16 protein-coding genes and 1 pseudogene are annotated in these 21019 nt (G+C 65.7%); 8 read left to right on the forward strand and 9 right to left on the reverse strand.

Features of this window, described 5'->3' with window-relative positions:
* Positions 1–45: 45 nt before the first annotated feature.
* Positions 46–1464: a class II fumarate hydratase gene (locus BUA29_RS01940; protein WP_072754949.1), complete on the forward strand. Its 1419-nt coding sequence runs from the start codon at positions 46–48 to the stop codon at positions 1462–1464.
* Between the two features lie 5 nt (positions 1465–1469).
* On the opposite strand, the gene BUA29_RS01945 is transcribed toward BUA29_RS01940, so the two are convergent.
* The 6 genes from BUA29_RS01945 to BUA29_RS01970 all read right to left on the reverse strand — a co-directional run bounded on the left by BUA29_RS01945 (position 1470) and on the right by BUA29_RS01970 (position 5300).
* Positions 1470–1964: an outer membrane lipoprotein gene (locus BUA29_RS01945; RefSeq protein WP_072754950.1), complete on the reverse strand. Its 495-nt coding sequence runs from the start codon at positions 1962–1964 to the stop codon at positions 1470–1472.
* Positions 1965–2094: 130 nt separating this feature from the next.
* Entirely contained in the window at positions 2095–2763 is a 669-nt protein-coding gene (locus BUA29_RS01950) for a YggN family protein (RefSeq protein WP_072754951.1), read from the reverse strand.
* 25 nt (positions 2764–2788) lie between these two features.
* Positions 2789–3847: a hypothetical protein gene (locus BUA29_RS01955; RefSeq protein WP_245770476.1), complete on the reverse strand. Its 1059-nt coding sequence runs from the start codon at positions 3845–3847 to the stop codon at positions 2789–2791.
* Positions 3844–4710, reverse strand: coding sequence for an ABC transporter ATP-binding protein (locus BUA29_RS01960; RefSeq protein ID WP_143148768.1), 867 nt, complete (start codon positions 4708–4710; stop codon positions 3844–3846). Before BUA29_RS01960 ends, BUA29_RS01955 begins: the two co-directional genes overlap by 4 nt.
* Before the next feature lie 8 nt (positions 4711–4718).
* Positions 4719–5090: a GntR family transcriptional regulator gene (locus BUA29_RS01965; RefSeq protein ID WP_072754953.1), complete on the reverse strand. Its 372-nt coding sequence runs from the start codon at positions 5088–5090 to the stop codon at positions 4719–4721.
* Positions 5091–5093: 3 nt separating this feature from the next.
* Positions 5094–5300, reverse strand: a complete 207-nt coding sequence (locus BUA29_RS01970; RefSeq protein WP_072754954.1) for a hypothetical protein — start codon at positions 5298–5300, stop codon at positions 5094–5096.
* Positions 5301–5623: 323 nt separating this feature from the next.
* Between BUA29_RS01970 and BUA29_RS01975 the strand changes: the two genes are divergently transcribed.
* The 5 genes from BUA29_RS01975 (at position 5624) to BUA29_RS01995 (ending at position 9686) form a co-directional block, all read left to right on the forward strand.
* On the forward strand, positions 5624–6538 hold the full coding sequence (locus BUA29_RS01975) for an FKBP-type peptidyl-prolyl cis-trans isomerase (RefSeq protein ID WP_072754955.1): 915 nt from the start codon (positions 5624–5626) through the stop codon (positions 6536–6538).
* Between the two features lie 75 nt (positions 6539–6613).
* On the forward strand, positions 6614–7387 hold the full coding sequence (locus tag BUA29_RS01980; protein WP_072754956.1) for an FKBP-type peptidyl-prolyl cis-trans isomerase N-terminal domain-containing protein: 774 nt from the start codon (positions 6614–6616) through the stop codon (positions 7385–7387).
* 111 nt (positions 7388–7498) lie between these two features.
* On the forward strand, positions 7499–8851 hold the full coding sequence (locus BUA29_RS01985; protein WP_072754957.1) for a UDP-glucose dehydrogenase family protein: 1353 nt from the start codon (positions 7499–7501) through the stop codon (positions 8849–8851).
* Positions 8848–9075, forward strand: coding sequence for a SlyX family protein (locus tag BUA29_RS01990; protein ID WP_072754958.1), 228 nt, complete (start codon positions 8848–8850; stop codon positions 9073–9075). Before BUA29_RS01985 ends, BUA29_RS01990 begins: the two co-directional genes overlap by 4 nt.
* A gap of 17 nt (positions 9076–9092) precedes the next feature.
* A complete protein-coding gene (locus BUA29_RS01995) occupies positions 9093–9686 on the forward strand; it encodes a DUF2058 family protein (RefSeq protein ID WP_072754959.1) in 594 nt (197 codons plus the stop codon).
* 75 nt (positions 9687–9761) lie between these two features.
* Here the strand turns inward: BUA29_RS01995 and metH are convergent, their stop codons facing one another.
* The 3 genes and pseudogenes from metH to BUA29_RS02010 all read right to left on the reverse strand — a co-directional run.
* The gene (gene metH / locus BUA29_RS02000; RefSeq protein WP_072754960.1) at positions 9762–12449 is read right to left on the reverse strand and encodes a methionine synthase; all 2688 of its coding nucleotides are present in this window, start codon (positions 12447–12449) and stop codon (positions 9762–9764) included.
* Positions 12446–13585: a homocysteine S-methyltransferase family protein gene (locus tag BUA29_RS02005; protein ID WP_072754961.1), complete on the reverse strand. Its 1140-nt coding sequence runs from the start codon at positions 13583–13585 to the stop codon at positions 12446–12448. Before BUA29_RS02005 ends, metH begins: the two co-directional genes overlap by 4 nt.
* A gap of 2 nt (positions 13586–13587) precedes the next feature.
* Positions 13588–14514, reverse strand: a pseudogene (locus BUA29_RS02010) (ArsR/SmtB family transcription factor); the annotation flags it as partial.
* Positions 14515–14743: 229 nt separating this feature from the next.
* Here BUA29_RS02010 and BUA29_RS02020 point away from each other — a divergent pair.
* Together BUA29_RS02020 and BUA29_RS02025 are read left to right on the forward strand one after the other, a co-directional pair.
* On the forward strand, positions 14744–15913 hold the full coding sequence (locus BUA29_RS02020) for an acyl-CoA dehydrogenase family protein (RefSeq protein WP_425443760.1): 1170 nt from the start codon (positions 14744–14746) through the stop codon (positions 15911–15913).
* Between the two features lie 57 nt (positions 15914–15970).
* Positions 15971–20911: an NAD-glutamate dehydrogenase gene (locus BUA29_RS02025; protein ID WP_072754965.1), complete on the forward strand. Its 4941-nt coding sequence runs from the start codon at positions 15971–15973 to the stop codon at positions 20909–20911.
* Positions 20912–21019: the final 108 nt, after the last annotated feature.

A 21019-nucleotide genomic window follows, 5' to 3' on the forward strand; every position in this document is an offset into this window, starting at 1 on the left:
ACGGGCTATGCTCCCGGTCTGGATAAGCACGGCAGGAGCGGCAGCATGACCAGGCAGAGGGCCAACGCCAGCGGTTTTCGGATCGAGCACGACAGCATGGGCGCGTTGCAGGTGCCTGCCGATGCGCTGTGGGGCGCGCAGACCCAGCGTGCCCGCGACAACTTCCACATTTCCGGACGGCCGATGCCAGCGGCGTTCGTGCGTGCGCTGGCGCTGGTCAAAGCAGCGGCGGCCATGGTCAATGGCCACCTGGGGCTGCTGGATCCTCCCCGCGCCGACGCCATCGTGGCGGCTGCCACGGCCATTGCCGGTGGAGCCCACGCCGACCAGTTCCCGGTGGATCGCTACCAGACCGGCTCGGGCACGTCCAGCAACATGAATGCCAACGAGGTGATCGCCCATCTGGCCAGCGCCGCCTGTGGCCAGCCGGTGCATCCCAACGATCACGTCAACCTGGGTCAAAGCAGCAATGACGTGGTGCCGACGGCGATCCGAGTGATGGCGGCACTCGAGGTGCGGCAATCCCTGCTGCCGGCACTGACGCATCTGCGCAAGACCATCGGCAAACGCGCCAAGACATTGGACAGCGTGGTCAAGACCGGCCGCACCCACCTGATGGATGCCATGCCGCTCACGTTTGCGCAGGAGTTGTCCGCCTGGGCCGCGCAGCTGGACTCGGCGCAGGCCCGGATCGAGGACAGCCTGAAGCGTGTGCGCCGGCTTCCGATTGGCGGTACTGCCATCGGCACCGGCATCAATGCCCATCCCAAGTTCGGCAAGCGTGTGGCCAAGGCGTTGGTGGCCGCCACCGGCATCAAGTTCGTCCAGGCGGACAACCTGTTCGAAGGCCTGGCGGCGCAGGATGACCTGGTGGAGCTGTCGGGCCAGCTCAATGCGCTGGCGGTGGCGCTGATGAAAATCGCCAACGACCTGCGCTGGATGAACTCCGGTCCGCTGGCCGGGCTGGGCGAGATCGAGCTGCCGGCCCTGCAGCCGGGCAGCTCGATCATGCCGGGCAAGGTCAATCCGGTGATCCCAGAGGCGGTGTGCATGGTCTGTGCCCAGGTCATCGGCCTGCATCAGGCGGTGACCGTGGCCGGGCAGAGCGGCAACTTCCAGCTCAACGTGATGCTGCCGCTGATCGCCTGCAACCTCGACGAGGCCATCGGCCTGCTGACCAACGCGCTGCGCGCCTTGGCCGACCAGACCATCGCCGGCCTGCGTGTGCGTGAAGACCGCGTTGCCGCCGCGCTGGCGCGCAATCCCATCCTGGTCACTGCGCTCAATCCGGTGATCGGATACGAGCGGGCGGCACAGATCGCCAAGCGCGCCTACGCCGAAGGCCGGCCGGTGCTGGAGGTGGCGCTGGAAGACAGCGGGCTGGACGCCGACACCTTACGCCGGCTGCTGGACCCGGCCGCGCTCACCCACGGCGGGATTCAGGCCGCCGGCGTCGGTGGCTGAGTCGCTTATTCCTTGAACGCGCGGATGCTGCTGGCGCTTTCCACCACCCGGATCCGGTCACCCACCGCCAGCGGGTGTTCCGGATCCTTGGCCTGCACCAGGACGTACTCCTGATCCGAGCCGTCTTCGCGCCAGGTGATCTCCAGGCCGACCTGCCGGGCCAGTGCGCGTTCGGCTTTGTCGCCCAGGGCCTGGCCGAGACCGGCACCGACGACACCACCGACCAGCTGGCCGCGACCGTTGCCGACCTCGCTGCCGGCGATCCCGCCGAGGCTGCCGCCCAGCACCTGACCGGTGCCGGTACTGGGGTTCTGCATGGTCACTTCCCGCAGCCCCACGATGACGCCGTGGTGGACGATCATCTTCTGCATGACCTCCATCGGGCCGTACACGCTGGGAGGCTGCACGCTGGCACAGCCACTGGCCGCAGCGGCCAGGGTCAGCAGCAGACAGGCGCGCAGGGCATTGCAGGGTAAGGAAAGACAAAAACGCTTGCGCATGGAAACGCTCCGGGCATGGATGTCGATTGAAGCCCCGCCCGGGCCGGGATGCGCCCCGGGGGGATGTCACTCCAATCGTGGTTGGCGGCGGTTTTTTTCATGCCCGCCGCCATGCCCAGGTGCCGGATTGTTAGTCGCTGAGGACGGCAGCCCCTGATTTGCCGTTTTGTTTGCTCAGGCAGTCGTCGATGTCGGCCTGGGTGATGCGGGCATAGGGACGGAAGGCCGGCAGTGCGGCCGCCAGCGCCTGCTGCCGCGCCTGCAATGCAGGCAGCCGTGCGCATAGCGCCCGAGCCTGGGTTTCCAGGGCCTGGCCCTTTGCTTCCATCCGGCGCTCGAAGGCCTGTTGTGCCTGTTCGCCGCCCAGTGCCGCGCCGAGCGCGCCTTTGAGCGCATCGCCGGCGATCTCCGCCCCCTGGAGCCCAATCTCCATACCGGCCTCCGCCAAGGCGATCATCTGCGTGCGATAGTCCAGCAACTGCTGGCGCTGTGCCGGCGTGATGGGCACCGGGGTGCCTTCGATCAGGAGGTCGCCTTGCGGGGTGATCTCGGCCTTTGGCAGGGATCTGGCCTCGGCATGGCGGGCGGTTGTGTGGTCGCCGATGTGAAGTTCGCTATTCAGGCTGAGGTTGCGTTCGCGCAGCTCTTTGCGGGCCTGGGTCAGCGCCTTGTCCACCTGTTCGGCGATCAGGCCGCGCGGGGCGTTCGTGGGCGCTGCGGCCGAGGGTGGCGGTGTGGGTTGGCTGCATGCGGCCAGCGGCAGGGCTGTCAGAAGCAGGATGTGAGGCAGGCGGATCATGGGTGCGATTCCTGATCAGGGGGGATTAGTTGTCATCGCGCCAGCGCCGCAGGCGGATGGCCAGCAGAAGCATGGCAAGCCCGGCCAATGCGCCGATCCACAGCTCGGTGGTGCCGAACAGGGCCCAGCTATGCGCGGGATGGAGTACGTCCAGCAGATCCGATGGTGTGTTGACATCAACACCGTTGCGCACGGCCGGGTGCAGGTTCCAGCTGCCGGGGAATGCGCTGAGCAGGCCACGGGCGACGATGTGCTTCCAGTACCAGCCGGAATCCAGCTGGAACAGGTTCATCAGGCCAAACCAGCTGACCACGATGCCGGAGAATACCGGCAGCAGCGTGGCCCACAGGAATGGCTTGCTGCGCGCCCAGACCGAGCACAGCATCAGCCAGCCCACACTCGGCAGGGCCCAGGCGGCGTACAGGGGAATCTGGGCGAGCAGCAGTGCGGCCACTTTCAGTGGGCTGCCGGGCCCCCAGAGCAGGGCAACCGGATTGCCGTGATGCAGCAGCACGAACAGGCTAAGCAGAAGCAAAAAGCCGAACAGCGTGGCGATGGCGGCGGCCACCGCCAGGGTCGGGGCCACCAGCAGCGCGCTGAGGGCCTTGGCGGCGACGGTTTCGCGGTCGGAAACCGGCAGCGACTTCCAGAACAACACACTGCGGTCCTTACGCTCGTCGTACAGGCAGCCCAGGGCGTAGAAGAACACCACAAAGCCCAGCACGATCAGCGGCCAGAGGGCGGCCATCAGCAGGCTTAAGTCGATGCCGCCGGCCAGTTGACGGATGGCGGCCGCGTCCATGCGTGACGTGATCTGGCCAAGATCCAGGCCGTTGATCATCACCTGCCCATCGACCTTGACGACGCCATCGCCGATATTTCGGCGCAGTGCGACTTCGCCGAGGATCATGCCCATCAGGGTCAGGATCAGAGAGATGGCACCGGCCCAGACCGGCGCCCAGAGGAAGCCGCCCTTGTGCTCCCAGAACTCGCGCTTGAGCAGCAGGGTCAGCCGATGGGTGGGGTGCGGGGTGGGGCGGGGGCGTTCTGCCGGCACGCTGCCGAGATCGGTGTGGGTGTTCATGCGTAGGTTCCTTTCATCAGGGCGACGAACAGATCGGCCAGGCCCGGGGTGCGGGTTTCGCCCAACCCGGCCAGCTGCGCCGGGTCGGCGCCGTCGAACAGCATCACCGTCTTGCCGAACGGCAGACTGCGTTCATCGATCGGGTTGAGTGCGCGGGCTGCTTCCAGACGGTCGGGGTTGACCAGGACCTCGGTAAAGCGCTCGCCCAGGGTGTCCATGGGGGTGTCGAGCACGATCTTGCCGCTGCGGATGAACATCACATCGGTGAGGATGTGTTCGATTTCCTCCACCTGGTGGGTGGTGACCAGGATGGTCTTGTGCTCGTCGAAGTAATCCTCCAGCAGGCGCTGGTAGAACTGCTTGCGATAGAGAATGTCCAGGCCCAGGGTGGGTTCGTCCAGCACCAGCAGGCGGGCGTCGATGGCCATCACCAGCGCCAGGTGCAGCTGCACGATCATGCCCTTGGACATTTCCCGAACCTTCATGTCCGGCGTCAGCTTGGTGCCTTCCAGGAAGCGCCGGCATTTGTCGGCATCAAAGCGCGGGTGCACGCCTTCGACGAACGCGATGGCCTGCGCCACCGTGATCCAGCGCGGCAGCACCGCCACATCGGCGATGAAGCACACCTCGTTCATCAGCGCGTCGCGCTGGGTGCGCGGATCCTTGCCCAGCACCGTCAGCTCGCCTTCGAACGGAATCAGTCCGAGGATGGCCTTGAGCGCCGTGGTTTTGCCGGCGCCGTTCGGGCCGATCAGGCCAACGATACGGCCGGGTGCGATTTCAAAACGGGTATCGTCCAGTGCGCGGGTGGTCTTGTAGACCTTGCGCAGGCCGCGTGCGGAAACGACCGGTGTCTGCTGCATCGATGTATTCACGATTTCCCCCATGTGCGCTGCGGGTCGAGCAGCGTGTCGATGTCAAGTCCAAGCCGCTGGATGCGTGCCAAGATCTGCGGCCACTCTTCGCGCAAGAAGCGCTCGCGCTCGCTGTGCAACAGGCGCGCGGTGGCGCCTTCGGTGACGTACATCCCGAGGCCTCTGCGTTTTTCGACGATCTGGTCGTCGGCGAGCTCCTGATAGGCGCGCGAGACGGTGATCGGGTTGAGCCGGTACTCGGCAGCGACCTGGCGCACCGACGGCAGGGCGTCGCCTGGCTTGAGAACCCCGTCGAGCAGCATGGCGATGATCCGCTCCTTGAGCTGGCGGTAGATCGGCGTGCCGTCGCTCCATTCGATCTCAGTCATGGCTCAGCTCCGCGGCAGGAAGAAGGAAAAGAACGGCATCCGGACCGACTGCAGCGGTCGCTGACTGGCGCGCGCTGTCAGTGACGCGTGGGCGGAGGCCGACTGGCGCTGGTCGGGAGGTGGCGTCGGCGTGGCGGCGATCAGGGCGGCCAGCAGCACGAGGCTGCAGACCAGACCTGCCGTCAGCGTGTTGTGGAGCTTGCGGTTCATGTCGGGCTCGCCCTGGGTGAGTGGTGTTGTAGATGACTATAACACCATTTTCTTGCGTGTCAAGCGGGGCCAGGCATGTCCTTTCCGGGTCTGACACTGCCTGCGCGCGCGTGCGTCTTGCGGATACGGCATTCGACAAATCAATCGGTTACGTGATGGTTGGCACAGCCAGGTGATCTTGAGGCCGCGGAGCTTCCGAGGGGATCCAAGCAGTTCTCTTGAACCGGAATCGGCCATCGAGGATTGCCGCTGTTGTCATGGCAGCCCACAATGGCGCGTTGCCCGCCAACTGGCAGATCATGCGGGCGTGACGGGAGTGAGCGATGCGGGTGTCCTGGTGGCCCAAAGCGGTGTGTTTGGCGTTGATGCTGCTGGTCGGCGGCGTGCAGGCGCAGGAGACGCCCGCAGGTGATGATCGCGAGGCGGTGGGGTACATGCTGGGGCTGGACGCCGGACGCAGCATTGGGCCGGGCCTGCCCGACATGGATCCGGCCGCGTTCCAGCGCGCCGTGGAAAATGCCATGGCCGGTGGTGCGCCGCTCTTGCCGCCGGCCGACGCCAAGGCGGTCTGGCAGGGGCTGGTGGCCAACATCGCGGCACGCAAGGCCGGCAAGCCGGTTGGCCAGGTGGATCGGGTCAAAGTCGGTCTGCTGCTGGGTGGCACCGTTGGCCAGACCCTGCGCGAGACGCGCGGGCTGTTCGACATGTCCATGTTCCTGCGCGGCGTACAGGATGGGGCCGACCCGGCGGCAACGCCGGCGCTGGCTCAGGAACGCATCGAGCAGGCGCGGCGTTGGCTGTCGGCGTATCTGGAGCAGCAGCGCGCCGAGGCGCGGCAGCGTCAGGGCGACGATGCACGTGCGCAGGAACAGGCGTTTTTGACCAAGAACCGCACCGTCAAAGGGGTGTTCGTCACGCCCAGCGGGTTGCAATACCAGATCCTGCGCCAGGGCGATGGCGTGCGCCCGCGGCCGGGCCAGCGGGTCCGGGTGCACTACGTAGGGATGCTGTTGGATGGCACCGTCTTCGACAGCTCGTACGCCCGGGGCGAGCCCGCAGAGTTTGGCCTGGATCAGGTCATCAAGGGGTGGAGCGAAGGCGTGGCGATGATGCCGGTTGGCGCAAAATACCGGTTCTGGGTGCCTGCCGCGCTGGGGTATGGTGAGCGCGGGGCCCCTCCTGCGATTCCCCCGAATGCCACTTTGGTGTTTGAAGTGGAACTGTTGGGCGTGGAGTGAGTCCAACCCCTGCACCATCTGTCGCCGGCGCTTGTGCCGGTCTTTATCACCGTCTTGATTGGAGTTTTTTCGCACATGAAGCCCACCCTGCGTCCTGCCCTGCTTGCACTGGCCACGCTGCTGGCCGTTTCCGCCTGTAACGCCGAGAAGAAACCGGTGGAGGTGAGTGGTTCCGGCCCGGCCGACAAGGCGGCCGAGACCTCGGCCTATCCCGGCCTGCCCACCGAGAAACAGCAGGTCAGCTATGCCATCGGCATGGCCATGGGCAAGCAGTTGTCGGAGATCAAGGACGAGGTCGATACCGATACCGTGGTCAAGGCGCTGCGGACCCAGATGAGCGGTGGCAAGGCGCTGATCACCGAGGCGCAGGCGCAGCAGATCATGATGGCCTTTGGTCAGAAGATGCAGGCCAAACAGATCGCCAAGATGATGGAAGAGGCCAAGGCCAATCTGGAGAAAGGCGAGAAGTTTCTGGCCGAGAACGCCAAGAAGCCTGGCGTCATGACCACAGCCTCAGGTCTGCAGTATCAGATCATCACCCAGGGCAAGGGCCCCAAGCCTGCGGCCAACGATGGGGTCAAGGTCGATTACAAGGGCAGCCTGCTCGATGGCACCGAGTTTGATAGCTCCTACAAGCGTGGTGAGCCGGCGGTGCTGCCCCTGCAGGGCGTGATCCCCGGCTGGGCGGAAGGGCTGCAGTTGATGCCGGTGGGCAGCAAGTATCGGTTCTGGATCCCGGCCAAGCTGGCCTATGGCGAGCAGGCGCCGCCGGTGATCGGGCCCAACCAGGTGCTGGTGTTCGAAGTCGAACTGCACGACATCGTCAAGCCGCCGCGCCAGGCGGAGTAACACGCCATCCATCCAGCCGGCATCCCGGTGTCGCACCGGGATGCTGGCGTCGGGGTGTCCCGTGGCGCAACGGAGGCGCCATGGTGGCGTTTTTTTTGAAGGAGGACATGCATGCGCGTCTGCATTTTCGGGACCGGCTATGTGGGCTTGGTCACCGGAACCTGTCTGGCCGAGGTCGGCCACCACGTGGTCTGCGTCGATGTCGATGCGGCCAAGATCGAGGCACTCAACCGGGGCGTCGTGCCGATCTACGAGCCGGGCCTGACCCCGATGGTGCAGGCCAATCATGCCGCCGGAAGGCTACGGTTCACGACCGATGCCGAAGCCGGCATAGCGCATGGTGAGGTGCTGTTCATCGCGGTCGGCACGCCGCCTGATGAGGACGGTAGCGCCGATCTGAAATACGTGCTGGCGGTGGCGCGCACCATCGGGCGGCATTTGCAGGCTCCGGCGATCGTGGTGGACAAATCCACCGTGCCGGTGGGCACGGCCGACCAGGTTCGCGCGACCATTGCCGCCGAGCTTGCGGCGCGCGGTGTGGATGTGCCGTTCACGGTGGTCTCCAACCCCGAGTTCCTGAAAGAAGGGGCGGCGGTGGAAGACTGCATGCGTCCGGATCGGATCGTGATCGGCACCGACAGCCCGGAGGCGCTGCAGACCCTGCGTCGGCTGTACGCGCCGTTCAACCGCAATCACGATCGCATCGTGGCAATGGACGTGCGCTCGGCGGAGCTGACCAAGTACGCCGCCAACGCCATGCTGGCGACCAAGATCAGCTTCATGAACGAAATCGCCAACATCGCCGAGCAGGTGGGCGCAGACGTGGAGATGGTGCGCCAGGGCATCGGCTCCGATCCGCGGATCGGCTGGCATTTCATTTACCCGGGTGCGGGCTATGGCGGTTCCTGCTTCCCCAAGGATGTGCAGGCATTGGCCCGGACCGCCCAGCAGCACGGCGTGCAACCGCGCCTGCTGGCCGCGGTGGAGGCGGTCAATGCGGCGCAGAAGCAGCATTTGTTTGAGTTGATGGTGCGCCATTACGGCAGTGCCGACGCCCTGCGCGGCAAGACCATCGCGGTCTGGGGCCTGGCGTTCAAGCCCAACACCGATGACATGCGCGAGGCCTCCAGCCGCACCTTGTTGGCCCAGTTGTGGCAGGCCGGTGCACGGGTGCAGGCGTATGACCCGGAAGCGATGGGTGAGGCGCGGCGGATCTTTGGCGAACGTGCCGATCTGGTGCTGTGTGATTCGGCCGAGCGTGCGATCGAGGGTGCCGACGCCCTGGCCGTGGTCACCGAATGGAAGCAGTTCCGCTGCCCGGACTTCGCCCTGCTACGCGCACGGCTGGCTGATGCCGTCATCTTCGATGGTCGTAACCTGTATGCGCCTGCGGACGTGGAAGCAGCCGGTATCGCCTATTACGGCATCGGTCGTGGGCGTTCATTGCGACGCGTGGAGATATGAGCGATCTGGAACAGCGCCTGATCGATCTGGAGACGCGGCTGGCGTTTCAGGAGCACGCCTTGCAGGAGCTCAGCGACGCGCTGGCGGCAGCGCGAGCCGAGGAAGCGGCCAATGCGCTGCGTCTGCATCGCCTGGTCGAAGAAGTCCGCCAGCTGCGCTATACCCTGGCCCACAGCCCGGTCGTGGGCGACCCGGCCAGTGAGCCGCCGCCACCGCATTACTAACATCGCGTGTCACCGTCATGAGCAACTCCCTGCGTGATCAGCTGCTTGGTCTTGGGTTCAAAGAGGCCGCCAAGCCCGCTGCCCCCGCCAAGCCCAAGAAATCTGCGTCTGCACCGTCGCGCCAGGGCCGGGATGCGACCCCGGCATCCGCCGGCAAGCCACCGCGTGCTGCCCGACCAAGCCGTGAGGAGATCGATCTGGCCCGGGCCTATGCCCTGCGCGCCGAGCAGGAAAAGCGCGAGCGGCTGGAAGCCGAACAGCGCAGGCAGGAAGAAGCCCGGCGTCGGCGGGAGGCGAGGGCGCGGCTGGAGGCGTTTTTGCAGGACAAGGTGCTGAACGTGCCCGATGCCGAGCATCCGCGTCATTTCGAATATGGCGGCAAGATCAAGCGCGTGTATGTCACGGCTGAACAGTTGCGGGCGCTCAATGCCGGTGAGCTGGGCGTGGTCCAGCTCAATGGCCGGTACCTGTTGGTGACCGCGGCCACCCTGGCCGAGGCCGAAGCGATCTTCCCGGAGGCGATCGCGCTCAAAGTGGATCCGGATGCGCCCGCATCCGACGACCCCTACGCCGATCCCAAATACCAGGTGCCGGACGATCTGGTCTGGTAAGCAAAGGCCCGGCACCTGTCCAGGGCGACGTCGATGCCACTTTTGTGTTGCGTTGACCGCCGTTGAGCCGGTGCCTTAGGCGGGGTCGTAGTCCAGCTCGGAGGCCAGCCAGCGTTCTGCCTGTTGCAGGTCCACGCCCTTGCGGCGGGCGTAGTCGGCCACCTGATCGCGGCCCAGCTGGCCGACCACGAAATAGCGGCTGTCGGGGTGACTGAAGTAGTAGCCGCAGACGCTGGCCGCCGGGGTCATGGCGAAATGCTCGGTCAGCCGGATGCCGGTGTGGGCGGGGGCGTCGAGCAGTTCGAACAGGGTCTGCTTCTCGCTGTGCTCCGGGCAGGCCGGGTAGCCGGGGGCAGGGCGGATGCCGCGATAGGCCTCGGCGATCAGCGCGGCATTGTCCAGCCTTTCGTCGGCGGCATAGCCCCAGAACTCGGTACGCACGCGCTGATGCAGCCGTTCGGCCAGGGCCTCGGCGAGACGGTCGGCCAGCGCCTTGAGCAGGATCGCGCCGTAGTCGTCGTGCGCGGCTTCCATACGGGCCACGTGCGACTCGATCCCCAGCCCCGCGGTGACCGCAAATGCGCCGATCCAGTCCGGACGGCCGCTATCGCGGGGGGCGATGAAATCGGCCAGGCACAGATTGGGCCGCTCGACCGGCTTGTCCACTTGCTGGCGCAAGAAGTGCAGCACGCGTTCGCCGGCGTCGGTCTGGACGCGCACATCGTCGCCGTCGCTCTGGGCCGGCCACAGCCCGAACACGGCATTGGCGGTCAGCCAGCGTTCCTCGATCAGACGCTTGAGCATCTGCCGGGCATCGCGATACAGCTCGCGCGCCTGTGCGCCGACCACCGGGTCGTCGAGGATCGCCGGGAACCGGCCAGCCAGTTCCCAGGCCTGGAAGAACGGTGTCCAGTCGATGTAATCGACGAGCTCCGCGAGGGGGTAGTCGGCAAGCACGTGCAGGCCCGGGTGCAGCGGTGCGGGTGGGGTATAGCCCTGCCAGTCCGGACGGAACCGGCGCGTGCGCGCCAGTTCCAGCGGGATCAGCCGGTGCCCGCTGCCGCGGTTGTGGTGGCGTTTGCGGACGTCTTCGTAGTCGCGGGCCAGGCGCTCAGCCAGGGCCTGGCGTTGCTCCGGGGACACCAGCGTCTGCGCCACCCCGACCGCACGCGAGGCGTCTTTCACCCAGACCGTGGGGGCCTGGTAGTGCGGTGCGATTTTGAGGGCGGTATGGGCACGTGAGGTGGTGGCGCCGCCGATCAGTAGCGGGATGGTGAAGCCCTGCCGCTGCATTTCTTTTGCAACATGGCTCATTTCCTCCAGCGAAGGTGTGATCAGCCCGGACAGGCCGATCATGTCAGCGCCGGTACTGCGCGCGGTATCGAGGATGGTTTGCGCTGGCACCATCACGCCGAGGTCGATCACCTCGAAGTTGTTGCAGGCCAGCACCACGCCGACGATGTTCTTGCCGATGTCGTGGACATCGCCTTTGACCGTGGCCAGTACGATCTTGCCGTTGGGTTTGCTGGCATCGCTACTGCGCTGCTTTTCCGCCTCGATGTAAGGCAGCAGCCAGGCCACGGCTTTTTTCATGACGCGTGCCGACTTGACCACTTGCGGCAGGAACATCTTGCCGGCCCCGAACAGGTCGCCGACCACGTTCATGCCATCCATCAGCGGGCCTTCGATCACGTCCAGTGGGCGCGCCGACTGTTGCCGGGCCTCCTCGGTGTCGGTTTCGATGAAGGCATCGATGCCGTGCACCAGCGCGTGGCGCAGGCGGTCGGCAACAGGCAGCTGGCGCCAGCCAAGATCTTCGACCGGGGCACTCCCCTTGCGTCCGCGATAGCGTTCGGCGATCTCCAGCAACCGCTCGGTGGCGTCGCGGCGGCGATTGAGCACCACGTCCTCCACCCGTTCGCGCAGGATTGGGTCGAGTTCGTCATAGATCGGCAGCGCACCGGCATTGACGATGCCCATGTCCATGCCAGCCCGGATGGCGTGGTAGAGGAATACCGAGTGGATGGCCTGGCGAACCGCTTCATTGCCGCGGAAGCTGAAGCTGACGTTAGAGACGCCGCCGGACACATGGCTGTACGGAAAGCGCCGGCGCAGCTCGCGGGTGGCTTCGATGAACTCCACCGCCAGGTTGTCGTGCGCCTCGATGCCGGTGGCAATGGCAAAGATGTTGGGGTCGAAGATGATGTCTTCCGGCGGCATGCCCACGGTCTCGACCAGCAGGCGGTAGGCGCGGCTTAGGATCTCCACCTTGCGCCGGGCATCCTCGGCCTGACCGTTTTCGTCAAACGCCATCACCACCACTGCCGCACCGTAGCGGCGTACCAGTTGCGCCTGGCGCAGGAACTCGGCTTCGCCCTCCTTGAGCGAGATCGAGTTGACGATCCCTTTGCCTTGCAGACATTTGAGCCCGGCTTCGATCACCTCCCATTTCGAGGAGTCGATCATCACCGGGATGCGGGCGATGTCAGGCTCGGCAGCGATCAGGTTGAGGAAATCGACCATCGCCTGGCGCGAGTCCAGCAGGCCCTCGTCCATGTTGACGTCGAGGATCTGCGCGCCGCTGTCCACCTGCTGGCGCGCCACCGCCACCGCCTCGTCCAGGCGGCCTTCCAGGATCAGTTTCTTGAAGCGTGCGCTGCCGGTGACATTGGTGCGCTCACCAATGTTGATGAAGTTGGAGTCGGGCGTGATGACCAGCGGCTCCAGGCCTGCCAGTCGGGTCAGGCGGGGCAGGCGCTTCATGTCAGCGGCTCTAGCTGGGGCACGTGTCGCGGTGGCAGGCCATGCACGGCACGGGCGATCGCCTCGATATGCGCCGGGGTGGTGCCGCAACAGCCGCCGACCAGGTTCAGCAGGCCACTTTCGGCGAACTCGCGCAGCACCGTGGCCATGTCGTCCGGCGTTTCATCATAGCCGCCGAAGGCATTGGGCAGGCCGGCATTGGGGTGGGTGCTGACATGGGTCTCGGCGATCTGCGCCAGCACGTCGATGTGTGGCCGCAGGTCACGTGCGCCAAGCGCGCAGTTCAGCCCGATCGCCAGCGGCTGGGCATGGCGGAGCGAATACCAGAACGCTTCTGCGGTCTGGCCCGACAGGGTGCGGCCAGAGGCATCGGTGATGGTGCCGGAGATCATCACCGGAAGCCGTGCGCCCAGGGTCTGGAAAACATCGTCGATGGCAAACACGGCGGCCTTGGCATTGAGGGTGTCAAACACCGTTTCGATCATCAGGATGTCGGCACCCCCCTCGATCAACCCCAGCGCCGAGTCGCGGTAGGCCGCCACCAGTTCATCGAAGGTGATGGTGCGCAGCCCGGGCCGGTTGACGTCGGGTGACAGCGAGGCCGTGCGGTTGGTCGGCCCGAGGACGCCGACGACAAAACGGGGGCGCACTGGATCCTCGGCTTCAGCGGCGGCGCAGGCCGCACGGGCGAGCCGGGCTCCGGCCTGATTAAGCTCGCGTGCCAGGTGCGACAGGCCATAGTCGGTCAGCGCAATCGCGGTGGAGTTGAAGGTGTTGGTTTCGATCAGGTCGGCGCCGACCTGCAGATACTGGCGGTGGATGTCGGTGATCAGGGCCGGTTGGGTGAGGTTGAGCAGGTCGTTGTTGCCGCGTTGGTCATGCGATGCGCAGGTGCAGCCGTCGCCATGGGTGTGTGCCTCGGCAAGGTGCAGGCGGTCGAACCCTTCGGCGAAGCGGTCGCCGCGATAGTCGGCTTCGCTCAGGCCATAGCGCTGGATCATGGTGCCCATGGCGCCATCGAGGATCAGGATGCGCTGGGCCAGCGCCGCGTGCAGCTGCGCGACCCGGTCGGGGTGGCGCCAGGGGAGGGAGATGGGGGTGGGCGCAGACGCGTGCATGGGCAGGGAGCCGGTCATTCCGGTTTGACGCCGGTCAGCGAGATCACCTCGAAATGCGGCGGGCGCCGCTCACGGGTCACGGTGTCGCAGTTGGCCACCGTCAGCCCAGCTTTTTCGGCAAATTTGCGCAGTTCGCGGTGGGTGAAGCCGAGATTGACGTGGCCGTAGGCCTCGACCACGCTGCGGTGCTCATGGCGGGCCAGACTGGACAGCAGCAGCCGTCCGCCTGGACGCAGCACGCGCGCGGCTTCCGCCACCGCCTGCGCTGGCCGGGTGGCGTAGGTCAGGGCGTGCATCAGCACCACCAGATCGAAGCTGGCAGCGGGGAATGGCAGGGCGTGCATGTCGCCTTCCAGCACTTCGACATTGTCGAAACGGCGCAGGCGTTCGCGCGCGGCGGCCACCACCCGCGGGCTGGCATCGAGGCAGACGTAGCGGTCGGCATGCGGGCTGAGCAGTTCGGCCAGCACGCCGTCGCCGGAGGCGATGTCCAGGACGTCGCCCGGCCACAGCAGCGGGAGTGCGGTGCGGGCCAGGGCTTCCCAGGTGCGGCCAGGGGAATAATGGCGTTCCATGTCGCCGGCCACGCTGTCGGCCCAGTTTTGGTCGGAGGCGCGCATGGCCAGCACCTGCGGCAGCCGTTCGGCATCCTGACGCAGCAGCGGGTCTTCGCTGCCGGCGCGGATTGACTGCCACAGCTGGCGCTGGGCCGGGTCGATCGCGGCTTCGTCGAAGCGGTAATAGGCCGAGACGCCAGCGCGGCGGTCGCGCACCAGACCGGCCTCTTTCAGCCGGGCCAGGTGGGTCGAGACACGCGGCTGGGCGAGCTGGGTGATGGCGGACAGCTCGGCGACAGTCAGCTCCTCGACTTCCAGCAGCGCCAACAGGCGCACGCGGGTGGCGTCGGCAAAGACTTTCAGGCACGCAGACCAGGCTTCCAGATCCATATATATCTTTCCATCGCGATTCAAAGATGATTGTCGCCCGGCGTTGCAATGCGGTCAACCTGGGTCTGGATGGCGGTGAAGGGCGACTTGCGGATCGACCGGACGGGGATGCGGAATTCGCAGCGAGCCGCGCAAGCCAGGCGGTTCGCCGGAGCGTGCCGGCGATCTGCCATTCGCGGCCGGATTGTTATGGGTTGAAGGCGCCGCGGGGCTACAATGCCGGCATTTTCTGCTGAGGCAAGAGGCGTCCGTGGACTTTGCATTCACCGAAGAACAACTGATGCTGCAGGACGTGGCGCGGCGCATCGCGCGCGAGAAGATCGCGCCTAGCGCGGAATACCACGACCGCACTGGCGAGTTCCCGCTCGAGAACATCCGGGCACTGGGCGAGAACGGGTTGATGGGCATCGAGGTGCCAGTGGAATACGGCGGTGCCGGCATGGATTCGATCAGCTACGTGCTGGCAATGATCGAAGTGGCGGCCGCCGACGCCGCCCACAGCACCATCATGTCGGTCAACAACTCGCTGTTCTGCAACGGCATCCTGACCTTTGGCACCGAGGCGCAGAAGCAGAAGTACGTGCGCGCCATTGCCGAGGGACGCGAGATTGGCGCGTTTGCGCTGACCGAGCCGCAATCGGGCTCCGATGCCACCGCGATGCGGTGCCGTGCGGTGAAGCAGGCCGATGGAAGTTTCGTGATCAATGGCAAGAAGAGCTGGATCACCTCCGGCCCGGTCGCGCGCTACATCGTGCTGTTTGCCATGAGCGACCCGGAGAAGGGGGCGCGCGGGATCACCGCATTCCTGATCGATACCCAGCGCGAAGGTTTCCATCGCGGCAAGACTGAGCCCAAGCTGGGCATCCGTGCTTCGGCCACCTGCGAGATCGAGTTCACCGACTATCGCGTGTCCCCGGACGAGGTGCTGGGCGAAGAAGGTCAGGGCTTCAAGATCGCCATGGGCGTGCTGGATGCCGGCCGCATCGGCATCGCCAGTCAGGCCATCGGCATCGCCCGTGCTGCCTATGAGGCCACGCTGGCTTACGTGAAGGACCGCAAGGCCTTCGGTCAGCCCATCGGCGCCTTCCAGATGACCCAGGCCAAGATCGCCGACATGAAGTGCAAGCTGGATGCGGCGCTGCTGTTGACGTTGCGCGCCGCCTGGCTGAAAGGCCAGGGCCAGCGTTTCACCACTGAAGCGTCGATTGCCAAGCTCACCGCGTCGGAAGCGGCCATGTGGATCACCCACCAGGCGTTGCAGATCCATGGTGGCATGGGCTACTCCAAAGAGATGCCGATCGAGCGCTATTTCCGCGACGCCAAGATTACCGAGATCTACGAGGGCACCAGCGAGATCCAGCGCCTGGTCATCGCCCGCAACGAAACCGGTTTGCGTTAACGCCACATCCCCGACGGCCGCGCCCTGTGCGGCCGTTTCAACATCAAGGTCATTGCAATGCACACCAACGCCGAAACACCCGACAGCGTGGACCTCACCCCCATTCTCGATGCCGTGGCCAAGCGTGCGGGCAAGAGTGGCCGCGCCGAGGCGTGCGCCTTTGCCGCCGCCTTCTATCGCCGCATGGATGCCGAGGAGTTTGCCAGCCGCAGCGCCGATGCCTGGGCGGCGTTGGCACTAGAGACGCTGGAATTCATGCGCAAGCGCAAGCGCGGCAAGCCCAGCGTGCGCCTGTTCAACCCTGATCAGCAGAGCCATACGGTGTTGCAGATCGTCAACGACGACATGCCGTTTCTGGTCGATTCGGTGACCATGGCCTTGGCTGAGGCCAACATCGGCGTGCATGTGCTGGGTCACCCGGTGATTCGGGTGCAGCGCGACAAAGCGGGTGTGCTGCAGGCAGTGGGCGAGGGCGAGCCGGAATCCGTGATGCATCTGGAGATCGACCGGCAGTCGCAGGCCGAGATCGCCGCGCTGAAAGCGAAAATCCTGCAGGTGTTGGCGGATGTACGGGCGATCGTCAGCGACTGGCAGCCGATGCGCGAGCGCATGCTGGAGATCGCTGGCGATTTGCAGCGGCGCCGTCTGCCAGTCGATGCGGAAGACAGAAAAGAGATTGAAGACTTCCTGCGCTGGGTGGCAGACGACCACTTCACTTTCTTCGGGTACCGCGAGTACCAGGTCGAAAAACAAGGCCGGCAGGAGGTGCTGGTGGCCCTGCCTGACACTGGCCTTGGGCTGTTGCGCGGCAAGAGCGACAGCCAGCCGCGTCCGCTCAAGTCACTGGCAGCGCACGGCCAGTCAAAATCGGGTGTGGGCGACGCGTTGATCCTGACCAAGACCAATGCGCGCTCTACCGTGCATCGTCCCGGCTACATGGACTACATCGGTGTGCTCGACTTCGACGCCAAGGGGCGTGCGGTTGGCGAGCATCGTTTCATCGGTCTGTATACCTCCAGTGCCTACAGCCGTCGGCCCTGGGATGTGCCGCTGGTGCGGCAACGCTATGCCTACGTGATGGAGACCTCCGGCCTCGATCCGCATAGCCACAGCGGCAAGGCGTTGCGCCATATCCTGGAAACCCTGCCGCGCGACGAACTGTTCCAGTCAAGCGCAGAAGAACTCTACCGCACCTGCATGGGCATCCTGGGCCTGCAGGAGCGGGTGCGCAGCAAGCTGTTCCTGCGCCGTGACCGGTATGGCCGGTTCTATTCGGTGCTGGTCTATGTGCCGCGTGATCGCATGAGCACCCAGGTGCGGCATCGCATCGAGGCCATGCTGATGCAGGCCTTGCAGGGCGAGCGGGTGGACAGCAACGTGCAGATTGGCGATTCCCCGCTGGCGCAGTTGCACATCGTGGTGCGCCTGCGCCCCGATGCCGGCGAGCTGCAGGTGGATCTGCCGGCGTTGGAGGCGGGGCTGGCAGAGATCGTGCGCGACTGGCGCGACGAGCTGCGCGAACACCTGGTGGCTCGGTATGGCGAGGAGGCAGGATTACGCCTGGCCGCGCGCTACGGCAGCGCGCTGCCGGCCGGCTACATCGAAGAGGTCAGCCCGGAGGTTGCCGCGGAAGATGTGCATGACATCGACGGTCTGCACAAGCCGGGCGACATGCGGCTGAAGCTCTATCGCACCCCCGCCAGCCAGCATGAGCGGCTGCACTTCAAGGTGTTCCATTACGGAATGCCGCTGGTGCTCTCGGATGTCATGCCGGTGCTGGAGAACATGGGCCTGAAGGTCCTGTCCGAGCGGCTGTTCGAGGTCGAGATCGGACACGAATCCGTGTTCATCCAGGACTTCGAAGTCGTCAGCCAGCAGGAGCAGGTCGGCTTCGAAGCGCTGGACGTGGACGCGGTGCACGAGGCCTTCGAGCACGCCTTTGCACAGGTGCTGCGCGGCGCGGCCGAAAACGATGGCTTCAACCGGCTGATCCTGCTCGCCAAGCTCGACTGGCGCCAGGTGACCGTCCTGCGCGCCTACTGCAAGTATCTGCTGCAAATCGGGGTGCCGTTCTCGCAGAGCTATATGGAGGCCACGCTGGCGCGCTATCCGCTGCTGGCCCGGTTGTTGGTCGAACTGTTCGAGGCCCGGTTCCACCCGGCCACTGGCAAGGAAAGTCGTGCCGAGATCGAGCAGGGGGTGGCCCGCCTGCAGGCGCAACTGCGCGAACTGGCCGGCGGGAATGAGGCCACCTTGGCGGCGTTGCAGCCATTGCTGGATGCGCGCGCCGGCAGCCGTGCCGAGCAGGAGCAGGCCGCGCATCAGGCCCTGATCAGCCTGCTGGATCGGGTGTCGAGCCTCGACGAGGACCGCATCGTGCGCAGCTTCATGGGGGTCATCGAGGCCACCCTGCGCACCAGCTTCTACATCCAGTATCCCGACGGTCGGCGCAAGGATGGCGGCCCGGCCGACTACATCAGCTTCAAGCTGGATTCGGCGCGGGTGCCGGATCTGCCCAAGCCGCGCCCGTATCGCGAGATCTGGGTGTATGGGCCGCGCGTGGAGGGCATCCATCTGCGCTTCGGGCCGGTGGCGCGTGGTGGCCTGCGCTGGTCCGACCGGCGCGAGGACTTCCGCACCGAAGTGCTGGGCCTGGTCAAGGCGCAGATGGTGAAGAACACGGTGATCGTGCCGGTAGGCAGTAAGGGCGGCTTCTACTGCAAGCAGCTCCCCGATCCGGCGCAGGACCGGGACGCCTGGTTCAACGAGGGCGTGGCCTGCTACCAGCGCTTCATCAACGGCCTGCTGGACATCACCGACAACCTCTCGCCGGACGGCAAGGTGATTCCGCCTGTGGGCGTGGTGCGCCACGACGGCGACGACCCCTACCTGGTGGTGGCAGCCGACAAGGGCACCGCGACCTTCTCCGACATCGCCAATGCCATTTCCAAGGCGCACGGGTTCTGGCTGGATGATGCCTTTGCCTCGGGTGGCTCGGCCGGTTACGACCACAAGGGCATGGGCATTACCGCGCGCGGTGCGTGGGAGTCGGTCAAGCGCCATTTCCGCGCGCTCGGCCGCGATTGCCAGAACGAAGACTTCACCGTGGTCGGTATCGGTGACATGTCCGGCGACGTGTTCGGCAACGGCATGCTGCTGTCCGAGCACATCCGACTGGTGTGCGCGTTCGACCATCGCCACATCTTCCTGGACCCCAACCCGGACCCGGCGGTTTCGTTCAAGGAACGTCAGCGCCTGTTCAAGCTCCCGCGCTCGTCCTGGGATGATTACGACAAATCCCTGATCAGCCCTGGCGGCGGCGTGTATGCCCGTTCGCTCAAGTCGATCGAAATCACGCCGCAGGTCCGCGAAGCGCTGGGGCTTGCTCCCGAGGTCACGTCGATGACCCCCACCGAGCTGATCAGCGCGGCGCTGCGGGCGCCGGTGGATTTGCTGTGGAACGGCGGCATTGGCACCTACGTCAAGGCGCGCAGCGAAAGCCATGCCGATGTCGGTGATCGCGCCAACAACGCCCTGCGGGTGAACGGCTGCGAGCTGCGCTGCAAGGTGGTGGGCGAGGGCGGCAACCTCGGGTTTACCCAGCTTGGCCGGGTCGAGGCGGCATTGCATGGCGTGCTGCTCAATACCGACTTCATCGATAACTCCGCCGGGGTGGACACCTCCGACCATGAGGTCAACATCAAGATCCTGCTCAACGCCGAGGTACAGAAGAAGCGTCTGACCCTGGCGGCCCGCAACAAGCTGCTGGCAGAGATGACCGACGAGGTCGCCCAGCTGGTGTTGCAGGACAACTACCGGCAGAACCAGACCCTGACCCTGATGGAACGGATGAGCGTCAACCGGCTTGGTTCGAAGATGCACTTCATCCGGACCCTGGAAGCGCAGGGCCTGCTCGACCGCAAAATCGAATCGCTGCCCAGCGATACCGAGATCGCCGAGCGTCGTGTGCGCGGGCAGGGGCTGACCCGGCCCGAGCTGGCCGTGCTGTTGTCCTACGCCAAGCTGGTGGTGTATCCGCAGCTGTTGGAGTCGGACGTGCCGGAAGACCCGTACCTGTCCAAGGAGCTGGAGCGCTATTTCCCCACGCCGCTGCGGAAGAAATACGCGAAAGCGATGCAGTCGCACCGGCTGAAGCGGGAAATCATCGCCACCGCGGTGACCAACTCCACCATCAACCGGATGGGGGCGACCTTCCTGCTGCGGATGCAGGAGGACAGCGGGCGCAGCATCGGCGAGATCGCCCGCGCCTACACCATCACCCGCGAAACCCTGGATGCCCGCGATCTGTGGGCGCAGATCGACGCGCTGGACGGCAAGGTGCCGGAATCCGTGCAGATCGACGCCCTGCAGGTGATCTGGGAGCTGCAGCGCAGCTTTACCCGCTGGCTGCTGTCGCGTCCCGGCGCGGTGCCGGCCATCACCACGGCGGTCGAGCGTTACCACGACGGGTTCCGCGACATCCGTGCCGGCAAGGGCATCCTGCCGGATTCGCAGCGTCCGGCGTATGAAGCCAGCCGCCGGCTGTGGCGTGAGAAGGGGCTGTCCGACGAGCTGGCCGACCAGCTGGCGGCGCTGCCGTATCTGGATGCCAGCCCGGACATCATCGAGCTGGCCCGCGAATGCAAGCTGCGGGCAGTGGAGGTCGCCAAGGTCTATTTCCGCCTTGCCGACGCACTGCACGTGCCCTGGTTGCGCGAGCAGATCGAGGCGCTCAAGGTCGATGGCCGCTGGCACGCAGTGGCGCGTGGCGTGCTGCGTGACGAGCTGTTCGCGCAGATGCGGCAGTTGACCCGGCAGGTGCTGTCGATGCCCGGCAAGGATGCAGACGCCAAGGTAGGTGCTTGGCTGGCCCGTGACGATGCCACCCTGCGCTTCACCCTGGCGATGCTGACCGAACTGGCTGCGCAGAAAACGCTGGATTACCCGACTGCTTCGGTGGCGGTGCAGCGCGTGGCCCAGCTCGCTCAGCGGGTGTGACCGGCACGCCGGTGATCGTGATCCTGCGCCTGTCCGGCCAGGTCGAATGCGGGGCGCCCACACGGGCGCCCCGTCTGTTTGCTGGTCTGCGCGACCCTCATGCACGCA

Source organism: Thermomonas hydrothermalis (genome assembly GCF_900129205.1).
Lineage (GTDB): Bacteria > Pseudomonadota > Gammaproteobacteria > Xanthomonadales > Xanthomonadaceae > Thermomonas > Thermomonas hydrothermalis.